Genomic DNA, 23,130 nt, shown 5'->3' on the forward strand with positions numbered 1-23,130 from the left:
TACGGCATACATCCTACGGATTATCGGCCCATCCATCCGCCGTCTACTGTAATTATGGTGCCGTGAACGTATCGGGAGGCTTCAGAAGCAAGAAAAACGGTAATCCCTTTAAAATCTTCCGGCTCACCCCAACGCCCCGCCGGTATACGAGCTAAAATGCTTTGGCTGCGTTCGGTGTCCTGGCGTAAGGCTTCGGTGTTATCAGTTGCGATATAGCCCGGTGCAATGGCGTTGACATTGACATTTTTTGACGCCCATTCGTTGGCAAAGGCTTTTACCAAACTGCCAATAGCCCCTTTGCTAGCCGCATAGCCAGGTACGGTAATGCCGCCCTGAAAGGTCAGCAGGGAAGCCGTAAAAATGACCTTGCCAGAACCGCGCTCAATCATACCCCGACCAATTTCGCGAGTCAGAATAAAGGGAGCGTTTAGATTGGTATTGATGACGGTATCCCAATAGTCATCGGGGTGTTCGGCGGCAGGTTTTCGTAGAATGGTTCCGGCATTATTTACCAGAATGTCAACCACTGCGCCATCGGTCTGCAAGGCTTCCAGGAACGTATACACGCCCGACCGACTACTCAAATCAGCCTGATAGGCCCGAAACGATCGACCCAGTTTCCGTACTTCCTGTTCAACGGCACTGCCTTCAAGTTCGAGCGATGCGGATACGCCAAGTATATCAGCGCCTGCCTCGGCCAGGGCTACTGCCATAGCTCGGCCAATTCCTCGTTTACAGCCTGTAACTACTGCTGTCTTACCCGATAAATCAAAAGATTGCAAAATACTCATACTGTATCATTGTGATAGTAATCGCAAGATTACATGATTAAAGTGGAATTACAAAGAGTATAATTAAGTATAAGATGAGCTATTTGTACTTTTCTAAGTACAAATTAAGGATACTGGCGGTAAAAATAGAGTAGGTTGTAATTATTCGAGTAGTGGATCAAATGAGAATAGTTCTATAAAAAAAATAATAAGTGAAAAAGTTGACAAATACCCTGTTAGAATATAGTATTGCATTGATAAATATTAATTTATCAATGATAAATAATAACTAAACTCTCATGCATAACCTTTCACTCTATCGAAGTCGAGCCTGGCTGTTAGGATTGAGCTGGCTTCTGACCATAAGCCAATTGCTAGCCCAATCTAACAACACAGTTGCAGGGCGGATATCCGACGAATCGGGGCAGCCCCTACCGGGTGTTACTGTACTTGTCAAGAATACCGCATCGGCGGACCGTAGTAACGGTACCACCACCGACGCCAAAGGTGATTATCGACTATCGGTACCGGTTGGAAATGCAACGCTGGTTGTTTCGTATGTTGGGTATACGAGTCAGGAAGTTGCTATTGATAATCGTTCAGTCATTAATGTTCAGCTGGCACCAGACAATAAAGCCCTGAACGAAGTGGTCGTCATTGGCTATGGTACGCAGCAGAAAAAAGACCTGACCGGGGCTGTAGCTTCAGTCACCGCTAAAGATATTCAGCGACTGCCCGTTTCGGGATTGGATCAGGCGTTGCAGGGGCAGGTTCCTGGCTTACAGATTTCCTCCACATCGGGTGCACCGGGAGGGAACACCAATATTCTGGTACGGGGTATCGGTTCGGTGTCCGGTGGGAATGACCCCTTGTTTGTCGTCGATGGATTTCCAATCAACAATGCGGGCGTGGGGAATCCGCTGAACACCATCAATCCGGGTGATATTGAATCCATAGAAGTGCTGAAAGATGCATCTGCCACGGCTATTTATGGGTCACGGGGCTCTAATGGCGTCGTTATTGTGACAACCAAGCGTGGTAAATCAGGCAAGGCGCAGATTACAGTAGATGCCTATACTGGTATTCAGCAACCCGCCCGACTGCTAAAGATGATGAACACCCGGCAATTTGCTGAATTCGTCATTGAAGGGCATAACAATGGGTGGCTCGACAATGGCGGTCCTAACGCTAAAATCACCGACCCTAACAGCGTACGGTCTACTTCCTACCGGATACCGGAAGAATGGCAGGACTTGAACAATCTCCCAAAGGTGGATACCGACTGGCAAAAGGTCATTTTTCGTACAGCTCCCATCCAGAATTATCAGATCAGCGCCACGGGCGGCAATGATAAGTTACGGTATGCTATGTCAGGCGGGTATTTCAACCAGAAAGGGATTCTTATCAGCTCCGGTTTTGAGCGTTTTTCAGCCCGCATCAATCTTGACGGTCAGCTTACTCCCCGGTTAAAGGTCAGCATGAATTTAGCACCTACGTATACGGCCACCGACAACGTACCATCGTCAGGCCACTACAGCGATTTTAATATTGTAGCCGAGGCTTTGTCTATGCCTCCGATGATTCCGGTTTACAATCCAGACGGTACCTATGGCAATACCAATGCCCTGACAAACCTAGGGATGGGGGCTATCCCCAATCCGGTTCAAACCGCTAACGAGTACAAAAGCACCAACTCGCAATTCAGGATACTGGGTAATCTATTTGGTGAATATGAGATTATCCAAGGCCTTAAGTTCAAAGTGAGCGTAGGAACGGATTTTAACTACTTCACAACGAATAGTTTTAAACCGTCGACCTTATCGACGAGTGCCTCCGTATCACCAGCCACCGCCAGCATCGTCAATTCGTCGGATGTGAACTGGCTGAATGAAAATACGCTCAATTACCGCCGAAACTTTGGCGCTCACTCCATCGATGCGCTGGGTGGCTTCACCATCCAGAAATCAACCGGAACCGCAACCACAACGAACGCTACGAACTTCGCCGATGACCTCCTCGAAAATATCAATGGTGGACAGATTACGGGTGGTAGCTATAGCGTAGGACAGTGGTCGCTGATGTCTTATCTCGGCCGGGTCAACTACGCCTATAATGACCGCTATCTGGTAACCGCGACCGTTCGTTCGGATGGCTCGTCCCGGTTTGGTTCGGCGAATCGCTGGGGTACGTTCCCTTCGTTCTCCGTTGGCTGGCGCTTATCAGAAGAGCCTTTTTTGAAAAGCCTGAATCTATTCGACGATTTCAAAATTCGGGCCGGTTATGGGCTTTCCGGTAACAACTCCATTGGCAATTATCGCTACCTGGGCTTACTGTCGGCAACCAATTATGTGCTGGGTAACACGCAGGTTCCGGGACTATCGCAAGCAAGTTTCACAAATAATAACCTGGGTTGGGAAACCAGCAAGCAGGTGGATATTGGTCTAGACCTGGCCTTTTTCAATGGTCGTCTGCAATTCACTGGCGATTACTACAACCGCCGTAACACGGATATGCTCCTCAATAAAGCTATTCCGTCGACAACGGGCTATACCTCCGCCTGGGTCAATATCGGCGAACTGGAAAACAAAGGCGTCGAACTGGCACTGTCGGGCAAACCGCTCGCCACGCGCGATTTCAATTGGACCAGTAGCTTCAACATCACCTTCAACCGGAACAAAGTGCTACGTCTCGGTACGGAAGGTGAACAGCTCTTCTCCGACGGTGGCCGGGGCGATGTCAGCATCACGCAGGTAGGCCAACCCATCGGTAGTTTCTACGGCCACCAGGTTGAAGGTATCTTCACGACCCAGGAACAGCTATCAACGCATGCTAAACAAACGGGGGCTAAGCTCGGCGATTTCATGTACAAAGACATTGACGGGAATGGGGTAATCAGCGACGCCGACCGGACCATTCTGGGGAATCCGCAGGCCAGAGCCTATTACGGTTTCAACAATACGTTCACCTATAAAAACTGGTCATTGAACATTCTGATGAACGGTGTTCAGGGCAAAGACGTATTCTGGGCGGGTGCCGTGTTTGTGCGTGGGTATCATGGCGTACAGAACAACCTCGCCGAAGTCATCGAAAACTACTACAAATCGCCCTCGCAACCCGGCAATGGCAATTCTCCCCGCATTATCCGGGGCGCGTTGAATAACAACCTGCGTTACAGCTCTTTTTTCAACTTCGACGGATCTTATCTGCGGATTCGGAACGTAACGCTGAATTACAATCTGCCGCAAAATCTGGCGAAACGGATTGGGATGCAGGGCGGACGGGTTTATCTGACCACCAACAACCTGTACACCTTCACAAAATATCCTGGCTACGATCCCGAGATCAGTAACTCGGGCGACAATATGCTGGCTTCCGGCATTGATTACCTGGGGTATCCACCCTCTCGTTCCTACACGCTTGGTTTAAGTCTCACCTTCTAGCCAGCCCATTTATCATGAAAATCAAGCATCTTTTTATACCGCTATTGAGTCTGCTTTCGCTGGCCAGTTGTAACGACGATTTTCTGTCGCTCACGCCGGAAACGGATCGGAACACCACCAATTTTTATCAGACGGCCGCCGACTTTAATAATGCGGTTGTTGGTACCTATAATGCGCTCAAACTGTCGGGCGTATACGGCACATCCTTGTACTGGATGGGTGAAGTATCGACTGATAACACCGACTTTGGCGTAAACACCCGACAGGCTGTTAACGTCGATAATTTTCAGTTCGTCGATCATACCTATACCTCGCTCAATGACATTATCTTCTCGGCCTGGCGGGATCACTACCGAGGTATCAGCCGCGCCAATGCTATCCTGACCCGGATTGAAAGCGCCAAAATTGCGGATAACCTGAAAATGCAGTACAAAGGCGAAGCGCAGTTCTTACGAGCCCTGTTCTATTTCGACCTGGTCCGCCTGTTTGGGGATATTCCGCTGATCACTACTGAAATTACAACCCCTGATGGCGCCAGCAGTTTAACCCGGACACCAGCCGAGGACGTGTATAAGCTGATCATCAGCGACCTGCAAAGTGCGGAACAAGCGCTACCGATTTCCTACGGAACTGCGGATATTGGGCGGGTGCCACAAGGCGCAGCCAAGGCCCTGCTGGGTAAGGTGTATCTGACGCGTAAAGACTGGGCTACGGCGGCTGCCAAATTAAAAGAAGTCATCACGTCGGGTAAATACCAACTATTACCGAAATACGCCGATGTGTTCAGCTACGCTACCCCAACGAACGCCGAAATCCTGTTCAACGTCCAATATAAATCGGGCAATACAGGTCAGGGAAGCGGTTTCGGACCTGTGCAGGCCAGTGAAGGAGCCCGCATTACCGGCGGTAGTATGCGGTACCCAACGGCCGATATGGAAACGGCTTACGAGGCTGGTGATCAGCGCAAAAGCTTCTCGATGAAATCGTCCTATCTCGACGCTACCGGGCAACTTGTTAATCAGCGTTACGTCAGCAAATACGTTCAGTTCGGTGCCTTAGCCAGCGATTCCGATATCGACTTCCCCGTGCTTCGGTACGCCGATGTACTGCTCATGTATGCAGAAGCGCTCAACGAAGTGGACTTTAATCCGGAGGCCGTAACCTATTTGAATCAGGTCCGTAAGCGAGCCGGTTTGGCAGATACGAAAGCCGCGGATCAGGCCAGTTTCCGACTGGCCATCGAGCAGGAACGGCGGGTTGAGTTTGCCTTTGAGAATCAGCGCTGGTTCGATCTGGTTCGGACGGGCCGGTACGTTACAGTTATGAACGCGAAAGGGCTTAAAGTTCAGGACTTCAACACGCTATTTCTGATTCCACAGCGGGAGATTGATTTAAATAAAAGCCTGAAGCAGAATCCGGGTTACTGAGTTTATGCTCAATCAGCTCGCAGTCGATTCCGATTATAACGCTTGTTTTCTATGAAACTTCCCCAAATCATACCCATTGTCCTGCTTGCTTATTTGCTCCTCGGTGCTGCTCCATCGTTGCCGAATTTATACGTCATTGGCGACAGTATTTCGATGCGATACGGGCCATTCCTGGAAAAATACGTACAGGGGGTTTGGCAGTACGACCGGAAAAGTGATGATGGACAGGCCGCCAAAAATCTGGACGTACCCGTCGGAGCCAACGGGGGGGATTCCCGTATGGTACTGGAATACCTGAAGTTGAAAGCGCCCGACAAGTCCTTTCAACCGGATGTATTGCTCCTGAACTGTGGCCTGCACGACATTAAACGAAATCCGGAAACGAACGCGATTCAGGTAGATTCGGCTAGTTATCGCAAAAACCTGGAAGCCATTTATCAACTGCTTCATAAACGGAATATCCGGCTGGTATGGATGCGTACCACTTCGGTGGAGGACGAACGGCATAACACCCGCTCGAAAGCGTTCAAACGGTATGCCCGTGATCTGGATGCCTACAATGCCATTGCGGATGACGTAATGCGGAAACATGGCGTTTCGATCATTGACCTGTACACCTTCACACGGAGTCTGGGCAGCGAGCATTTCGTGGATCATGTGCACTACGATGATTCGGCTATGCAATTACAGGCGGGCTACATCGCTGGTTTTTTACAAGGCCTGCTTCCCTTAACGCCTAAACGAAAATGAGCCTACTCAATCACTCTATTCTCGCTGTAAGTCTTCTCAGTATAAGCCTGCCAACAGCTTTTGGCCAGGCTCCTCCCGAACCCAAAGGTTTTCGGGAGATCGGGCAGTTGCGTCCGCGATCAGCGAAAGAAATCAATGCCTCAACCTGGTCCATTGGGGGCGAAACCCTGGATCGCGATTACACCGATTATCAGTCCTATAAACCGTATCTGGGGCCATTAGGCGCTAAACGTATCCGATTGCAGGGCGGCTGGGCCAAGTGTGAGAAAGTAAAGGGTGAGTATGAGTTTGCCTGGCTCGATGCCGTTATCCCGGATGCTCACGCACGGGGCGTATCACCCTGGGTCGAGTTGTCGTATGGCAACCCGCTTTACGCGGGTGGTGGCGAGCCGAAGTTAGGCGGCCGGATTCCAACGTCGGAGGAAGGACTCACGGCCTGGGACAATTGGGTGAAAGCCATCGTGAATCGCTATAAAGCTCAGGTGCCGGAGTGGGAAATCTGGAACGAACCGGATCTGAATAAAGAGAATACCGGCGACGAAGTGGCTGTATTTTACATCCGAACGGCCAGGCTGGTGAAGTCGATTCAGCCCAATGCCAAACTGATTGCGCTGGGTATGGCCGGGGTGCCACGCGAGACGTTCATGAAACCTTTCCTGGACAGGCTCAAAAAGGAAAACGCGCTCAATCTGATCGACATTCTAACCTATCACGGCTATGCCGCGAATCCTGATGAATCGTACCCAAAGATCGAAGAAATGCGCAAACTGGTTTGGGGGTATAATCCAAACGTTATTTTCATGCAGGGCGAAAACGGTGCTCCGTCAACGGCAAGTGCCGTCACTATCGGGGCACTACGACAGTACGACTGGACCGAACTTAGCCAGGCCAAATGGGATTTACGCCGAATGCTGGGCGATCATGGCCGGGGTATCGCAACCAACCTGTTTACCATCAGCGATATTCACTACGCAGCGGGCGACCACATGACGGGTGTCAATACAAAAGGCTTGCTAAAAACCAACCCCGACAAAACCATCGACCGGCCTAAACTAGCCTACAAAGCGGCCCAACACGTATTTACTACGTTCGATGACCAGCTTGAGCTTCTTGATAAAGCCAGACCGACTGTCAGCCAGGCAACCGTATCCGCTTTTCAGTACCGCCACCGGAAAAATGGGGGCAGCCTTATTACGCTGTGGAGTGGTGAAGCGCGACCCGCCGAAACCTATGAGCCGAAGTTGACCGACGTAACGATCGAAGGGAAATTTACTATGCCTGTTCTGGCCGATCTGATCACAGGACGTGTGTATGAGATCCCGAAAAGCGGCTGGAAAAAATCGGGCAATAGCTACACATTTACCGCCATTCCGGTGGTGGATTATCCCCTGGTAATTGCCGAAAAATCGGCGTTATCGCTTACAACGCCTACGGGTCAATCGGCCAATCCGAACTTTAACTATTTGGGAAAACTAGCCCCAAAACAGTCACGCGATATTCGTTCGTCTAACTGGTCGGTGGGGGCCGAATACATGGACCGGGATTACACGGTTTACGCCAACTGGAAAGACTATCTGGGCAAACTCGGTGTCAAAAAAGCGCGCATTCAGTCGGGCTGGGCGAAGTGCGAGAAGGTGAAGGGACAGTATGATTTTGCGTGGCTGGATGAGATTGTGAACGACATGGTGAAACAAGGCGTAACGCCCTGGATCAATCTGTCGTACGGTAATCCCATTTATTCGGGCGGGGGCGGTACTACGCTGAATGCAGCAATTCCCTACTCGGGCGAAGCATTGGAAGGCTGGAAGAATTACGTGGCCGCCATCGTCAATCGCTACCGCGATAAGGTAACTGAATGGGAAATCTGGAACGAACCAAACTATAAGATTGCCATTCCTGATTATGCCGACTTCTTTATTACGAGCGCCGAAACCGTCCGATCAATACAACCTAAGGCACGTATTATTGCGTTTGCCCTCGGCAGTGGAGTCGATTACAAATTCGCCGATAACGTACTGAAAATCCTTAAGGAAAAAGGTAAGCTCGATTTAGTAGACGAAATTAGTCATCATCGGCACATTGCAAATCCCGACAACCGGGAACCCGAGATCGAACTGGAGAAGGTTGTGGCCAAATACAATCGGAGCACTGGTCTTCCGAAAATCCGGATTCGTCAGGGTGAAGCCGGTTGCCCGTCGGAGTGGAATAAAAATTTCGCCATGAACAACTATCCCTGGACGGAACTGACACAATCAAAACACATTCTGCGCCGACTGCTGACCGATCTGGGCCATGATAAAGAGTCGTGCTGCTTTACGATCATGGATGCCAAAACCCCGCAGGAATGGAACCATAAAGGATTGCTTCAAGCGAAAGAGGATATGACCGTGGCCTATGCCAAACCCGCTTATTACGCGTTTCAGAATCTGATTTCGGTATTCGACGACCGCCTGGGCCGCTTAGATACGTATCCGTATTCGGCTAAAAAAGAGGATAACAGCAGCCTATCAGTATATGCCTTTGCGGATAAAGCCAGCCAGCTTCAGGCCGTAACGGTCTGGATCAAAGACAATGTACCGTCCAACAACAACGAGCAAATCCTGTGTGATCTCACCTTTGCCAATGCCCGGTTCAAAAACCCGGTTTGGGTGGATTTGATTGCCGGAACTGTGTATGAAATTCCGAAAGATAGCTGGCGGAAAAAGGAGAATCTATTTCGTCAGATTCCGCTCTACGATTCACCCATTCTGATTGCCGACCGATCGATCATTAGCCTGTCTGAAAATCAATAAGTTCTAACGCGTCATGAACACAACAAGGGCACGAATACCCTATCTTCTGCTGGCAGCCATCCTGCTGCCTGGGCGAATGATGGCCCAGCAAGAGCCAGAAGTGCCCTTGTATCCAAACGGTGTTCCAAACTCGGTGGCCACTAAACAGCCCGAAAAACGGACATACGATGAGGCTGGACGGTTGACAGCCGTATCCCATGTGCTTGTTCCGCGATTGATCGTTTACCGGGCTGCCTCCCCCAATGGGACAGGTTTGATCATCTGTCCGGGTGGTGGCTACCGGAATCTGAATACCGAAAATGCCCGGTTCATCGCCCAGCGACTCAATCAATGGGGCATTACAGCCTTCGTTTTAACATATCGGTTACCCGCCGATGGCCTGATGCAGGATCGGACAGTGGGGCCGTTTCAGGATGCTCAACAGGCGCTTCGTGTGGTGCGCCAGCGAGCAATAGAATGGCAACTTCAGCCTAATCGAGTGGGAATATTGGGTTCTTCGGCGGGTGGACATGTAGCCGCTATGGCAGCAACCCGGTTTACAAAGGCGTTTGAGCTGGGGAAAGACACCACCGCCCTACGGCCCGATTTTCTGGTCTTATGCTGGCCTGTCGTCAGCTTCCGGCCCGACATTGCCCATCAGGGTTCGGTAAAAAACCTGCTGGGCGATCATCCAGCCGCCGGGCAACTGGCCGATTACTCACCTGAAGAACACGTAACAGCCGCTACACCTCCGACATTCCTGGTCCATGCTGGTGATGATCCGACGGTGACATTCAGTAATAGCATCCGTTTCTACGAAGCGCTCAAAAAGGTGAATGTACCTGCCGAACTACACCTCTACGAAAAAGGAGGTCACGGCTTCGGCATCAAACCTGACCTACCCGATTCCTGGATGACGCAACTGGAAATCTGGCTGCGCAATCGAGGCTTTTTACATCGGTCCTGATCAGGAAAAGACATACGTAAACTATAGTCCGAATACAACTAACAATAAGATGGAAACGCCCGGTTATCAACGCATTAAGGAAGCATCGCTGAACTTCGTCAACGCCATGAAAATTGGCGATAAACCCGGTGTGTACCGCAAAGAAAAGGACGAAGGCGAAAGCTTTTACGGCTCCTATCATGCCGCCCATGTGCTGGATTTATTTGGTGAATTACAGAACCGACCAGCCGCCGATCTGGATAGCTGGGCGAATCAATTCCAGAGTCGGCAGACCGAACAGGGCTTTTTCTCAGGAAAAGCCTCGGAATTCAATCGTTTCCGGACGCTGGACGAACTGGAACCCGTCTGGCATTACACCCGTGGGAACATCTGGGCGCTCCGCATGCTCGATCGTAAGCCCGAACGGGAACTTCGCTTCCTGGAGCCGCTGCTCGATGCCGACCGGCTGTACCGCTGGGTAAAACACTACGACTGGCGTAATTCGTGGTCTGCAGGTAACCAGGTGTTGGCTGCCGCTACGGCTCTGTTTGCGCTGCGGGATTGGTTTGGGGCATCGGAAGTGGATTCGCTGATGGAGAAAGCGATGTTTCCGGCGCTCGAAGAATTGCAGGACAGCCAGACCGGTTACTGGGGGACGCAGTTCGGCGCAGATCGCGCGAATGGTTTATTTGGTACCATTCACGTCGTGCCCATTTATTTCGCCTTAGGTTGGCCACTTCGGCACCTGGAACGTTCCATCGATTCAACACTGGCTTGCCAGTTACCCGATGGTTCGTTCTGGCCGGGTGGCTCTGACTGCCCCGATTTCGATGGGGCCTATCAATTAGTTAATCTAGCCTCATTGACTGACTATCGTCGGGACGATGTTGAAGCGGCTTGTCGTCGTTATCTGGCCCATGCGCTTCAGCATGAAAGCCCGGATGGCGTTGGCTGGTTGCTGCATCGTCGGGATAGCCAGCCAAAAGACTGGGTGCCGCGCCCTCACTGGATCTGGCAGGAAGGCGAAACGTCTGCCCGGGCGGAACTACGCGACGAAGACCCAAATCGCACCCACATTATGCTGGGTTCCTGGTTTTATCCACTTTCCATCGCGCTGGTAAGCCACCTGCTCGGCGACACCGGCTATGAAGGCCCGTATCACTTTAACAGTCATTCATTACATGTCTGCAATGTGTTCAACGAACCATTGAATTACCCCTAAATCCCCTGAAGGGGACTTTTTTCAAGCACAAGCAAAGTCCCCTTCAGGGGATTTAGGGATAATGCTCAAACCTAAACCAACGTATGGAAAACAACCGCCGTAATTTTCTAAAGACACTCTCAGTGCTTCCGTTATCGACTTCGTTAATGGATATAAAATCGGGCTTGGCAGAATCGGCAACGCCTGCGAGTGATAATCCAGCCGTTGCCCCCTTGAAAAAAATCGGGACGGTTCGCTTGAAAAAGCCAGGTGAAATCAAAAACTCACCCTTCGGCATCGGCTGCGAAACACTTGATCGGGACCTGTGGAAGCCCAAAGAAGTCTATCCCTGGGTCGATAGTTTGCCGATCAAATGGGGACGGCTGCAAACGGGTTGGGGACGGGTTGAACGGGAAAAGGGGAAGTATGACTGGGCCTGGCTGGATGAGAGTGTAGATGGCTTAATAAGTCGGGGTGTAACGCCATTCTTCAATGTCAGCTACGGCAACACGAATTATATGGCGGGGGAGGTTGGATATCATCCGCTGGACTCGCCCGAAGCAAACGAGGCCTGGAAACGCTACGTGACCGCCCTGACCAAACGTTACAAGAACAAGATCAGGCATTACGAAATCTGGAATGAACCCAATCTGGCGGGGTTCTGGAGTCCGGATAAACCCAATCCGCAAAAGTATGTGCAACTGGTGCGGGAAACGGCACCCATAATCCGAAAAAACTGCCCTGGAGCGGTTATCGTAGGGGGTGTCGTTTCGCAGATGCCGACCTACTACATACAGGAAATGCTGAAGGTCGGTCTGGCCGATTTGATCGACATTTTTTCGTTCCACCCCTACACAACCATCCCTGAATCGTATTCGGAGCGTACGGTAGCGCTACGCAAATTGCTGGACCAGCACAATCCGAAACTCAAAATCTGGCAGGGCGAAAACGGCTTTCCATCCGACCCAAACAGCACGGGTTATGGTGGAGAAGGGCCCTGGACGGAAACCATTCAGGCCAAGATCATGCTGCGACGGTTGCTGACGGATTGTTCACTGGATATCGCCATGACGCTTTGGTTTCTCATTGTTGATCTGCATGACTACCCAAAAGGCTCCGGGAAGGTGAATTACAAAGGCATCCTGCGGCAAAAGCCGGAGGTTACACCCAAGATTGCCTACAAAGCGCTGCAACACCTGGGCAGCCTGGTTCACGGCGACGTTCGCACCCGCAGTTCAATTGTACACGCCGTGGCCGGTAATGAACCCGCTACCGAGAAAGAGTATCGCCTGTTTGGGAATGGGTTAAAAAAGAGTCTGGACGGTATTTGTACAGCGGTTCTGAATACGGATAACGGAACCGTTTTTGCCTACTGGTCGGGAGCCAAAGCGGCCGACCAACCAGCGGCCCGCACGATTCACGCATTTTTCTGGGACTGGGAAGGCCGGGGCTTTACTGAACCCGTTCTGGTCGATCCAATCTCGGGTGATATTCTCGAATTGACGGAACACGAAAAAATATACGATAAAGACAAATGGCGAGTGGATGCGGAGGCTCAGGTATTTCGGCAATTGCCGTTGCAGGACTATCCCATGCTGATTATGGAAAAAAGTAACGTGGTGTGAATAATTACCCCTAAATCCCCTGAAGGGGACTTGGCTCGTGCTTAGACAAAGTCCCCTTCAGGGGATTTAGGGGTAAAACCGAAACCAATCATGGATAATAACCGTCGTACCTTTCTAAAGACCTTATCCGTCCTTCCGTTATCGACTTCACTAACCGATCCAACATCAGGATTGGCAGAAACGATAACGTCAGCGCGTGAGGACGCTACAGTTGCACCGTTGAAAAAAATCGGCACCGTTCGTTTGAAAAAACCAACCGAAATCAAAAACTCACCCTTCGGTATCGGCTGCGAAACACTTGATCGGGATCTGTGGAAACCGAAAGAAGTCTATCCCTGGATCGACGATCTGCCGGTCAAATGGGGGCGGTTGCAAACGGGTTGGGCACGGGTAGAGCGCGAAAAAGGCAAGTACGACTGGGCGTGGCTAGACGAAAGCGTGGATGGCTTGGTGAGCCGGGGTGTAAAGCCATTCTTTAACGTGGGGTATGGAAACACGAATTATCAGGAGGGCGAAGTTGGCTTCTATCCATCAACGGCCAACCCCGTGGCCAATGCAGCCTGGCAGAAATTTGTGGTTGCCGTTGCCAAACGCTACAAAGGAAAAGTACAGCACTACGAAATCTGGAACGAGCCGAACCTGTCGGGTTTCTGGAAACCAGATAAGCCCGACCCTAAAAAATACGTGCAATTAGTACGGGAAACGGCGCCGTTGATCCGAAAAAATAACCCGGACGCCATCATTGTCGGCGGTGTGGTTTCGCGAATGCCCATTCTGTACGTGCAGGAATTATTTAAAGCAGGATTAGCGGACTTGATCGATATTTTTTCGTTCCATCCCTACACGACGGTACCCGAAGCTTATACCGAGCGGACGAAAGGACTACGCCAGTTAATTGACCGCTATAATCCGAACATCAAGATCTGGCAGGGCGAAAACGGCTTCCCATCTGATCCGAATAGCACCGGGTTTTCGGGCGAAGGGCCCTGGACGGAAACTATTCAGGCCAAAGTCATGCTACGTCGATTGCTCACCGATTGCTCGCTCAACTTACCCATGACGTTGTGGTTCCTGATCGTCGATCTGCACGATTACCCAAAAGGATCAGGCAACACGAATTACAAAGGTATTCTGCGGCAGAAGCCCGAAATCAAGCCTAAAATCGCTTATAAGGCGCTACAACATTTAGGTAGTCTGGTACATGGTGACGTACATACCCGTAGTGCTACGGTCAATACGTTGTCGGGAAAGGAATCCGCGACGGAGAAAGAATATCAGGCGTTTGGCAATGGAACGAAAAAGAGTCTGGAAGGCGTCTGCACCGCTACGTTGAACACCGATAATGGTCTGGTGCTGGCCTATTGGTCGGACCAAAAAGCGGCCGACAACCCGCCCGCCGACAGCGTTCACCTGTTCCTCTGGGATTGGGAAGATCGTGGCTTTACACACCCGGTTCTGGTTGACCTACTATCCGGTGAAATCCTCGAAATTCCGAATCAGGAGAAGCTATTCGACAATGACAAATGGCGGGTTGGTGCCGAAGCCCAGATTTTCCGTCAGCTTCCGCTGTACGATTACCCTATGCTAATTATGGAAAAAAGTAACGTAACTGGGTAACCTAACCCCCAAAGTCGCGCGCGACCCCTAAATCCCCTGAAGGGGACTTGGTTCGCTCATAGACATAGTCCCCTTCAGGGGATTTAGGGGTGAAATTCAAACCCATCAAAACTAAATGTCATACGTAACGCACTTATTATTCTGCCTGCTTTTTACGACCAGCGCCTTTGCTCAGAAACCTTCTGGGGTTTGGGATGTGCTGGCGTATGGAGCCAAAGGTGATGGCCAAACGATGGATACCAAAGCTATACAAACGGCTGTTGATCAATGTCATACAGCCGGAGGAGGGAAAGTATATCTGCACAATGGTACGTTTCTATCAGGTACGATTTACCTGAAAAGTAATGTAACGCTTTACCTCGACGCAGGGACTACGTTACTAGGAAGCCCTAAAGTCGCTGACTTTCCAGACCAGACCTCCGATTACCCAACCTACGACGAACATCCGCTGACCAGCAAAGCCTTAATCTACGCAGAAAACTGTCGAAACATCAGTATCGAAGGGCGAGGAACCATCGACGGACGAGGTGATATACTCGACAACCGAGGCCCCAATGATCCGTACCTGCGCCCATCATTTAAATACCGCCCGAGAATCCTTCACATACGGGGTTGTGAAAACGTCCTGATCAAAGGAGTAACGCTACAGAACTCGGCTTCCTGGGTGCAAACCTATCAGGCCTGTAAAAACCTGGTGATTGATGGCATTACAGTAGACAGCCGGGAGAACAAAGACGTTGAGAATCCGAATCGCGAACACGCCGTTAAGCACCGAAATACAGACGGTATGGATTTGGTCGATTGCGAGCTTGTGCGCGTGAGCAACTGTTTTATTACCAGTGGTGATGATGGCATCTGTATCAAAAGTTTTTCGCCCGACAAAGTTTGCCGGAATATCAGCATCACGAATTGTCACGTCAGTTCCGGGGCTAGTGGCATCAAGATTGGCACCGAAACCGCTGGTCGTTTTGAGGACATCGTCATTCAGAATTGCACCGTATTCGATACCTGGGGGGATGGTCTGGCGATTATGACGGTAGATGGCGCTCAGATAAAGCGTGTAACAATCTCAAACATTAGCCTGCGGAACATAAAACGCGCCGGAATTTTTGTTCGACTCAATACCCGCAACAAGAAGTACGGTACAAACACAACCAACAATACACCGGCTTTGCAAGACATCCTGATTACCAATATCCAGGGGAGCCGACTGGCCACTTTGGGATGTTCAATTACGGGCCTGCCCGACTATCCGGTTGAGCATGTGACCCTTCGCAATCTGAACTTCGAATTCGAAGGGGGAATTACTGGGTTTAAGCCAACTGCGGTACCTGAAAAATCAGATGCTTACCCGGTTGGAACGATGTTCGGTACTACGTTGCCTGCGTATGGGTTTTACGTTCGGCACGCCCGAAACGTTACGTTCGATCAGGTACAGTTGCGCTTCGCGAACGAAGATCAACGACCGGCGATGGTTTTCGATGATACGGAAGAGCTGGAAATTAGGGGCTTAAAAGCGCAGAGTGTAGCGCAAACACCGGAACTGATTCGACTTATCAATACCCGTAAAACGCTTATTGCCGATTCGCGACCAACGGCAGCTGTTACCTCATTTCTATCGATTTACGGTGACAAATCATCCGCTATTACCTTGATAAATAATCAGTTGGGGCAATCAGCGCAAATGTACTTTTTAGAAGCCCCATCCTTAAAAGCATCCGTCAAAGAATCTGGAACGATCCAGTAATCGGTTAAACTCCCCTGCTTCCATGAATAGCCTAGCCACTATCTTTTTTTTCTGCCTGATGCTCACGACGGCCGGTTTTTGCCAGAAACCCACCGGTGTATGGGATGCCTTTGCGTATGGGGCCAATGGCGATGGTAAAACGATGGATACGAAGGCTATTCAACTAGCTATCAACCGCTGCCACGAAGCGGGCGGTGGAAAAGTGTACCTGCACAACGGCACGTTTCTGTCGGGTACGATCTACCTGAAAAGTAACGTAACGCTCTACGTCGAAGCGGGGGCTACCTTGCTGGGGAGCGCTAACGTAGCGGATTACCCAAGCATTCCCTCAAACTATCCGACCTACGGAGGGGAGCTGGTAACGGATAAAATGTTCATTTACGCCGAAGACGCGCACAACATTTCAATTGCCGGACGAGGGACGATAGATGGTCGGGGCGATGAGTTTAACGGGCCTTATCTGTCGCCTTCCTTTAGTGGCAGACCCCGTATACTCCATTTTCGGAACTGTGAGAACCTACAGGTTCGGGAGGTTACGCTGCGTAATTCGGGATCGTGGGTGCAGTTTTACCAGTCGTGCCGGAACATGGTCATTGACGGAATTACAGTCGACAGCCGGGAAAATAAAGACATCGAAAAATCCCGTCATGCGGACGCCAAAGGCCGAAATACAGACGGGATGGATCTGGTTGATTGTCAGGTTGTGCGCGTATCCAACTGCTTCATTACCAGTGGCGACGACGGCATTTGCCTGAAAAGTTTATCACCCGGCGAAAGCTGCCGCGATATTACCATTACCAACTGCATTGTTAGTACCAATGCGTCGGGCATCAAAATCGGCACGGAAACAAGTGGAGCCTTTGAAGATATTACCGTTCAAAATTGTACGGTTTTCGACACCCGCGTCGATGCGATCAGCCTAATGACCGTAGACGGTGCCCGTATTGAACGGATCAACATCTCGAACATATCGGTACGTAACGTAAAAGGCACTGCCATTTTCGTTCGGCTGGGTGCCCGAAACCGGACGTATCGAAAAAATGCCAAAGCGGCCACGGGCATCTTAAAAGATGTGTTGATCGAGAATGTGCAGGGGACCCGGATTGGCGGCTATGGTTGTTCTATTACCGGAATTCCGGGTTTCCCCGTCGAAAACATAACCCTGAAACAAATCCGGCTTCGGTTTGATGGAAGCAACAAACCTTTACTGGGCGACGATGATACCCGCAAACCTGTACCCATCGCGCCACCACCTGTTAATCAGGTGGTCCCTGAAAAAACGGATGCCTACCCACGCGGTGAAATGTTCGGCCGATTACCGGCTTACGGTTTTTATATCCGGCACGGCAGGAATATAGTTCTGGACAATCTTACGCTCGATTACGCGGACGAGGAAAACCGCCCGGCCATTTTCGCCGAGGACGTCGATACGCTGGAAGTCAATGGTTTGAAAGCGAAGCAAAGCCCGGCTGTCCCGGAGTCTGTGCAGCTTAAAAACGTTCGAAATTCTCCTAACATGCCTAAATCAAACTAACCGTGCAAACGCTACAACAACTGGATTACTGGGCCATTGCCATTTACATGCTCCTGATGGCGGGCATTGGGCTGTTTTTAGGCAAATTCGTCAAAAACATCGGCGATTATTTCAAGGGGGGGAATGCCATTCCGTGGGTGTCGGGGGCCATCAGTAACTTCATGACCAAGTTCAGTACGTTTATCTTCGTAGCCTATGCGGGGATTGCCTACCAACATGGGTTCGTGGCCCTGACGCTGATCTGGAGCACCGTTTTACCCGCCTTACTGGGCGTAGCCATCTTTGCCAAACGCTGGCGACGGGCGGGGATCATGACCCCCATGGAGTTTCTGGAAACCCGCTTCAATGCGCCCGTCCGGCAAACGTTTTCCTGGATGGGCGTGCTCTTCAAGATTCTGGACAACATGGTCCGGTTGTATGCGCTGGGGCTGTTTGTGAAAGCAGCCACGGGCCTCTCGCTGGAAAGCTCCATCCTGGCCTGCGGAATCATTGTCGCGCTTTATACGGTGGTCGGTGGGTTATGGGCCGTGGTCGTGACGGATGTCGTGCAGTTTATCATCCTGATCGTTGCTACGTTGATACTGGTCCCGCTGACGATCCAGGCGGCTGGTGGCTTGCCTGGTATGATGGCCGCTATTCCCGATCATTTCACCTGGTTCAACGGGCCGAAGGGAATGCCACTGTACCTGATGGTGTATTACCTGATGATTCTGGTTAAATACAGTGGCAACTGGACGTTTATTCAGCGGTTTTACAGCGTCCGCGATGAACGTGCCAGCCAGAAACAAGGGATGCTGACGGCCGTATTTTTCTTTCTGTTCCCTGTCATTTTTTTATTCCCATCCATTGCAGCTAAAGCCCTGATACCGAACCTTGAAAATCCGGAAATGGCGTATGTAAGCGTCTGCCTGAAACTGTTGCCCGAAGGGATCATGGGCCTGATGGTAGCCGCCATGTTTGCCGCTACGATGTCTGTCCTGAGTGGCGAATACAACGTAACGGCGGGCGTTCTGACGCGGGATATTTACCAGCGACTGTTCAACCCCAAAGCGGCCGACAACGAAATGCTTTGGGTAGGGCGATTAATGACGCTGGTTCTGGGCGCACTGGTCACACTGGGTGCGTTGTATGTAGGGGGCTTCGGCGGTGCGTTTGAAGCGAATAAACTCTTTACAGGCCTGTTCGCCATTCCAATGACTTTGCCGCTGGTGCTGGGCATTGTCCTGAAACGACCGCAACCCTGGGGCGCGTTTGCTACCCTGGTTGTTGGTGTGGCTTTAGGGCTGGTACTCAACGCTATGCCGCAGGTTTCGTGGGAATGGGCTACGTTGATCGAAATCATTTCCTGCGTAGTAGTATTCCTTCTTTCGGGCGTCGTCGTTTCGCAAAATGATGCCTATCGCCAGCGTGTCGAAGCCTTCTTTCGTCGCCTTCGCACACCCTTGACTGAAGCCGAAAAGCCCGCCGAAAATCCAGGCTTTATGCAGACCATGAACCGGTTATATGCCGTCGCACTGGTCGTAACCGGTAGTTTATTTATGGCCATGAGCCTACCCTCGCTGGGCGAAACCAGTGGCCGGGTCGCTATGGGTGCCGGACTACTCTGCCTGGTCCTTTCAGCAATAATTTGGTATCGAGCCAGCCGACCGATTCCCGGCGCACCGATCAAAAACACAACGCATCGCCAAACACCCATGGGCACAACGGTCAATGAGCATTAAAAAATGAACGACACACGCGAATTAATCTGACTATGAATTATTTACAAGACAAAGTCGTCTTCATCACCGGCGCATCGAGTGGAATAGGAAAAGCGGCCGCCATCACGCTGCTGGACCAAGGTGCTAAAGTCTTTGATTTTAGCCGAACTCATCAGTTAACCGACGACGTGAGCCACGAAAATCTTCGGTCGTTTACAGGAGATGTTAGTCAGGAAGCCAACGTAGTAGCGGGTTTTACGGCCTGCCAGGAAACCTTTGGCCCGGTCGATATTCTCCTCAATAACGCAGGCATCGGTCTGACTACCACCGATTTGTCCACGACCGATCTGGAGACCTATGAACGGATGATTACCATCAATATGCGGGGTGTATTCCTCTGCAACCGCGAAGCACTGAAGCAGATGAAACCCCGTAAACAAGGGCATATCGTAACCGTCATTTCGATGGTTGGACAACGGACGAATCCAACCGCTCCGGTTTACTGTGCCTCCAAATTCGGGGCCCGCGGCCTGAGCAGTGGTCTGGCCGATCAGGTTCTGAAAGAAGGAATTCGGGTAACGGACGTGAATCCGGGACCAACCGATAGCAACTACTGGGGCGATCGGAACGTAGCGCGCGAAAAATTTCTGAAAGTAGAGGACGTAGCCCGGGTTATTCTCTTCGTGCTCAACCAGCCGGAGTATGTCCTCATTCGGGAAATCAATTTTGACAATATGAAATTTCTGGCACAATCATGAAATCCAACGGAAAACACCATTTGGACGGCAAACAGCCTGTTCTTCCCTTCCCGATTCCGGTGTCGGAAATGCGGATCCGATACATGCAGCTCTTTACGGGGGCTATCAACGATGTACTGCGCTTCAATTACAACATGCATGCCTCCAGTTTACCGGCCGCCTTTGCCCCGCTTCGGGAAGAAATGAAAATGGCAGGTATGGCGTTCACCGTCAAAGGTGGCCCTGATATTACGACCGATGGCGAGTTTGAGCTGCGGGCGCAAATGCTTGAAGATCTGCATCAGGATTCAGTTGTTATCTGGGACTGTACGGGCGACACAGTTACCTCACAGTGGGGCGAGGTGATGACGATGGCAGCGCTCAAAGCCGGTTGCCGGGGAGCGCTCGTCAATGGTATTCGGGATACCAAAGCCATCCTGTCTCTGGACTTTCCGGTCTTTCACAAGTACAAAACCAGCACGGGAATGCTCGGTCGATTCCGTATGTATTATTACCAGAAACCGGTGCAAATCGGCGAAGTGATCGTACAACCTGGCGACTGGATTTTCGGCGACATCGACGGTGTTATCGCTATCCCACAGGCCATTGCCTACGATGTGCTGGTAGCCGCCGAAAAAATTGTACACAAAGAAGAAGGTATTAAGGAAATGGTTGAAAGTGGCATGACGCCAACGGAAGTGGTTAAAAACGGCGGCTATTTCTGATGGAGGTAGTCAGAGCCACGGCCTTGTTTTTGACAGAAGCTGAAAAAACCGCCATTCTGTCCAGCCACGATACGGTTATCCGGCGGTTTCGGCGGGCGCTTGCCCTTCGAGTCACGCAGCGTCTGGCCGTACCTGGCCTTCAGGCAGACAGTACGGCATTTGGTCAGGCAACGCCGGGCCGGGCCAAGCTTGGCTGGTGGTATCCGGCGGCCGAGTATCTATCTGACGCAGCTATGCACTATGCGCTCGAACCCACCGATGCTCTGGCATCCTGGCTCCGAAGTACTACGCTCCATATTGCCCGGTTGCCAGTAACGGATTGGGTTGGCCCGTGGTTTCGCAGTCACGCAGAACCGTTTATGGGGCATCTGGAAACAGCGCATGTTTGCTGGGGCGTAGCGGCTGTGCTGACATTAGCGGGTGCGGTGTTTACCGAAACGGAACGGGAAGAGGTACGTCAGGTGCTGTACGAAAAAGGTATTCTCCTCTGTCAGCGTTGGCTGGCCAAAAACAGCCATCTGGCCAACTGGCGGGGTATTATGGCATCTGGTGCACTGGTGGCGTCAGCGGCTCTGGCCGATGAAGAATTGCTCGTGGCGTTACTTCCAGACGTAGTCCGTATGGCGCAGGCATTCCAGCCGGATGGCTCGTATGGTGAGTCGTTGCAATACGGCAATTACCTGGCCAACGCTTTGATGCTGGCTTACGAATCACTGATACGTTCCTATCCTGATCTGGCACAGCAACTCGATGTGGATGCCTACGGACGTGGGATGAGCTGGATGGCACAAAGCATGCTGTACCGTAAACCGATGAGCAACTGGGGTGACTCTCCACGAGCCAGAGCGGTCAACTTCAATGACTCCGCAGCCCTTTTTCGGCCATCTGGCGATTTGCTCCTTCATGTAGCGGCCCGTTCGAATGACCCACGCCAGGCCGGACTAGCCCGCTGGTTATTTCAGGACTATTACGAACCTGATCCAACGCAGGGGCCGCACGATCTCGCTACGTTCGGCATGGTGAATGACTGGGGATTTTTAACATTGCCTTTGTTGCTACGTTCCCAAAACGCAATGTCGCCAGAGGAAGCAAATCTGCCCCTGACCGTATCGTTTTCAAATGGAAATACACTGGTACGCGATGCCTGGAACGGTCAATCGGTGCTGGCTATTCAGGGCGGGAACAACGATTGCGTATACGCGCCCGGTCATTTGCAGGGCGATTTAAATAGCTTTATGCTCGTGCATAATCACGAACGATTGCTGGCCGACCCCGGTCACAGTTGTTACCGAAATCTGATTCACGGACTAGAATGCGCTACGCAAACGCATACTACCTGTACGTTTCTGCTGGAGCAGGACACGTTGGGTTTACAGGAAGATCTGGCGAAAATCAAGCTACTGGAACAGCGGAATGTATTGGCTCGCCGGCGAATTCACCCCGACGGCTCCATCAGCTCACCGGTTGAACGAGGGGGGCAACTGATTACAGTTCAACGAATTGACGACGTATCGCTGGTAGTATCAGAAGTAGCCGCTTCCTATGGCTACCCCATTCAGGAATTTACGCGCTGCTGGATTCAGGTTGGCCCCCACCTTACGTTCGTGATTGACCGTATACGGGCGAGCGAACCCGTTCGTACTGTCTGGAACTGGCTACTGAATAATCGGGACGGCGAATCGATTGTACAAACCGATGGGAACAGGTTGACGCTCTACCGCCACCAGACGGGACTCAAGCTCTGGCATATCGGTCAGGGTACACTAGCTGGCCCCGTTTACGGGTATTTGCACGATGCTTATCATCCTGAGCCAGCTCAACAGGGCGAAGGGCAGCCCGGAAGCGGTCTAGTGTTTCGCCACACAGCTGCGCAAAAAGCGACATCCATCCATCAACTTCACGTACTGGCCGCCGACGATCTGGCAGCGATTGACCGTTGGCAAGCAGAGACAGGTAATCAAAGCTGGACAATCAGCAAGCCGGGATTTACCAGCCAACTGACCGGTTCTTACGAAAATAAATTATCGCTTACGCTGACTGTCAACACAACGATTTACACGCTAACTGAAAACGAAATCGGTTTTACCCTTACCCCTGGCTGACCATTCGGGATCAGCAGAACTCTCAACATTCAGAAACC

The 23,130-nt window shown here is 51.2% G+C and carries 15 protein-coding genes; 14 read left to right on the forward strand and 1 reads right to left on the reverse strand.

Features of this window, described 5'->3' with window-relative positions; all coding sequences use genetic code 11:
* Positions 1-20: 20 nt before the first annotated feature.
* Positions 21-791, reverse strand: coding sequence for an SDR family oxidoreductase (locus ACYVGO_RS15065; RefSeq protein ID WP_460969984.1), 771 nt, complete (start codon positions 789-791; stop codon positions 21-23).
* 278 nt (positions 792-1,069) lie between these two features.
* Between ACYVGO_RS15065 and ACYVGO_RS15070 the strand changes: the two genes are divergently transcribed.
* The 14 genes from ACYVGO_RS15070 to ACYVGO_RS15135 all read left to right on the forward strand — a co-directional run bounded on the left by ACYVGO_RS15070 (position 1,070) and on the right by ACYVGO_RS15135 (position 23,092).
* Positions 1,070-4,210, forward strand: coding sequence for a SusC/RagA family TonB-linked outer membrane protein (locus ACYVGO_RS15070; protein WP_460969985.1), 3,141 nt, complete (start codon positions 1,070-1,072; stop codon positions 4,208-4,210).
* A 14-nt stretch (positions 4,211-4,224) separates the two neighbouring features.
* Positions 4,225-5,637: a RagB/SusD family nutrient uptake outer membrane protein gene (locus ACYVGO_RS15075; RefSeq protein ID WP_460969986.1), complete on the forward strand. Its 1,413-nt coding sequence runs from the start codon at positions 4,225-4,227 to the stop codon at positions 5,635-5,637.
* A 51-nt stretch (positions 5,638-5,688) separates the two neighbouring features.
* A complete protein-coding gene (locus tag ACYVGO_RS15080) occupies positions 5,689-6,387 on the forward strand; it encodes an SGNH/GDSL hydrolase family protein (protein WP_460969987.1) in 699 nt (232 codons plus the stop codon).
* Positions 6,384-9,179: a GH39 family glycosyl hydrolase gene (locus tag ACYVGO_RS15085; protein ID WP_460969988.1), complete on the forward strand. Its 2,796-nt coding sequence runs from the start codon at positions 6,384-6,386 to the stop codon at positions 9,177-9,179. The genes ACYVGO_RS15080 and ACYVGO_RS15085 overlap by 4 nt, the downstream gene beginning before the upstream one ends.
* Before the next feature lie 13 nt (positions 9,180-9,192).
* Positions 9,193-10,125, forward strand: a complete 933-nt coding sequence (locus ACYVGO_RS15090; protein WP_460969989.1) for an alpha/beta hydrolase — start codon at positions 9,193-9,195, stop codon at positions 10,123-10,125.
* Between the two features lie 49 nt (positions 10,126-10,174).
* Positions 10,175-11,326, forward strand: a complete 1,152-nt coding sequence (locus tag ACYVGO_RS15095; RefSeq protein ID WP_460969990.1) for a hypothetical protein — start codon at positions 10,175-10,177, stop codon at positions 11,324-11,326.
* Positions 11,327-11,409: 83 nt separating this feature from the next.
* Positions 11,410-12,930 carry a GH39 family glycosyl hydrolase gene (locus tag ACYVGO_RS15100; RefSeq protein ID WP_460969991.1) on the forward strand — a complete coding sequence of 507 codons (1,521 nt, stop codon included), beginning with the start codon at positions 11,410-11,412 and terminating at the stop codon, positions 12,928-12,930.
* 90 nt (positions 12,931-13,020) lie between these two features.
* Complete coding sequence (locus ACYVGO_RS15105) at positions 13,021-14,547, forward strand: GH39 family glycosyl hydrolase (RefSeq protein WP_460969992.1); 1,527 nt, start codon at positions 13,021-13,023, stop codon at positions 14,545-14,547.
* Positions 14,548-14,662: 115 nt separating this feature from the next.
* Complete coding sequence (locus tag ACYVGO_RS15110) at positions 14,663-16,294, forward strand: glycoside hydrolase family 28 protein (RefSeq protein WP_460969993.1); 1,632 nt, start codon at positions 14,663-14,665, stop codon at positions 16,292-16,294.
* 22 nt (positions 16,295-16,316) lie between these two features.
* Positions 16,317-17,828 (forward strand): glycoside hydrolase family 28 protein, encoded by a 1,512-nt coding sequence (locus ACYVGO_RS15115; RefSeq protein ID WP_460969994.1) that lies wholly within the window; start codon positions 16,317-16,319, stop codon positions 17,826-17,828.
* A 2-nt stretch (positions 17,829-17,830) separates the two neighbouring features.
* On the forward strand, positions 17,831-19,549 hold the full coding sequence (locus tag ACYVGO_RS15120) for a sodium:solute symporter family protein (RefSeq protein WP_142774924.1): 1,719 nt from the start codon (positions 17,831-17,833) through the stop codon (positions 19,547-19,549).
* Positions 19,550-19,581: 32 nt separating this feature from the next.
* Entirely contained in the window at positions 19,582-20,286 is a 705-nt protein-coding gene (locus tag ACYVGO_RS15125) for an SDR family oxidoreductase (RefSeq protein ID WP_460969995.1), read from the forward strand.
* The gene (locus ACYVGO_RS15130; protein ID WP_142774922.1) at positions 20,283-20,990 is read left to right on the forward strand and encodes an RraA family protein; all 708 of its coding nucleotides are present in this window, start codon (positions 20,283-20,285) and stop codon (positions 20,988-20,990) included. Before ACYVGO_RS15125 ends, ACYVGO_RS15130 begins: the two co-directional genes overlap by 4 nt.
* Positions 20,990-23,092: a heparinase II/III domain-containing protein gene (locus tag ACYVGO_RS15135; RefSeq protein WP_460969996.1), complete on the forward strand. Its 2,103-nt coding sequence runs from the start codon at positions 20,990-20,992 to the stop codon at positions 23,090-23,092. The genes ACYVGO_RS15130 and ACYVGO_RS15135 overlap by 1 nt, the downstream gene beginning before the upstream one ends.
* Positions 23,093-23,130 lie beyond the last annotated feature (38 nt).

It is taken from the genome of Spirosoma migulaei, from assembly GCF_054776855.1.

Bases quoted from the DNA above. Each gene is read 5' to 3' on its own strand.
- ACYVGO_RS15065 (WP_460969984.1), bottom strand. From the start codon at position 791: ATGAGTATTTTGCAATCTTTTGATTTATCGGGTAAGACAGCAGTAGTT.
- ACYVGO_RS15070 (WP_460969985.1), top strand. From the start codon at position 1,070: ATGCATAACCTTTCACTCTATCGAAGTCGAGCCTGGCTGTTAGGATTG.
- ACYVGO_RS15075 (WP_460969986.1), top strand. From the start codon at position 4,225: ATGAAAATCAAGCATCTTTTTATACCGCTATTGAGTCTGCTTTCGCTG.
- ACYVGO_RS15080 (WP_460969987.1), top strand. From the start codon at position 5,689: ATGAAACTTCCCCAAATCATACCCATTGTCCTGCTTGCTTATTTGCTC.
- ACYVGO_RS15085 (WP_460969988.1), top strand. From the start codon at position 6,384: ATGAGCCTACTCAATCACTCTATTCTCGCTGTAAGTCTTCTCAGTATA.
- ACYVGO_RS15090 (WP_460969989.1), top strand. From the start codon at position 9,193: ATGAACACAACAAGGGCACGAATACCCTATCTTCTGCTGGCAGCCATC.
- ACYVGO_RS15095 (WP_460969990.1), top strand. From the start codon at position 10,175: ATGGAAACGCCCGGTTATCAACGCATTAAGGAAGCATCGCTGAACTTC.
- ACYVGO_RS15100 (WP_460969991.1), top strand. From the start codon at position 11,410: ATGGAAAACAACCGCCGTAATTTTCTAAAGACACTCTCAGTGCTTCCG.
- ACYVGO_RS15105 (WP_460969992.1), top strand. From the start codon at position 13,021: ATGGATAATAACCGTCGTACCTTTCTAAAGACCTTATCCGTCCTTCCG.
- ACYVGO_RS15110 (WP_460969993.1), top strand. From the start codon at position 14,663: ATGTCATACGTAACGCACTTATTATTCTGCCTGCTTTTTACGACCAGC.
- ACYVGO_RS15115 (WP_460969994.1), top strand. From the start codon at position 16,317: ATGAATAGCCTAGCCACTATCTTTTTTTTCTGCCTGATGCTCACGACG.
- ACYVGO_RS15125 (WP_460969995.1), top strand. From the start codon at position 19,582: ATGAATTATTTACAAGACAAAGTCGTCTTCATCACCGGCGCATCGAGT.
- ACYVGO_RS15130 (WP_142774922.1), top strand. From the start codon at position 20,283: ATGAAATCCAACGGAAAACACCATTTGGACGGCAAACAGCCTGTTCTT.
- ACYVGO_RS15135 (WP_460969996.1), top strand. From the start codon at position 20,990: ATGGAGGTAGTCAGAGCCACGGCCTTGTTTTTGACAGAAGCTGAAAAA.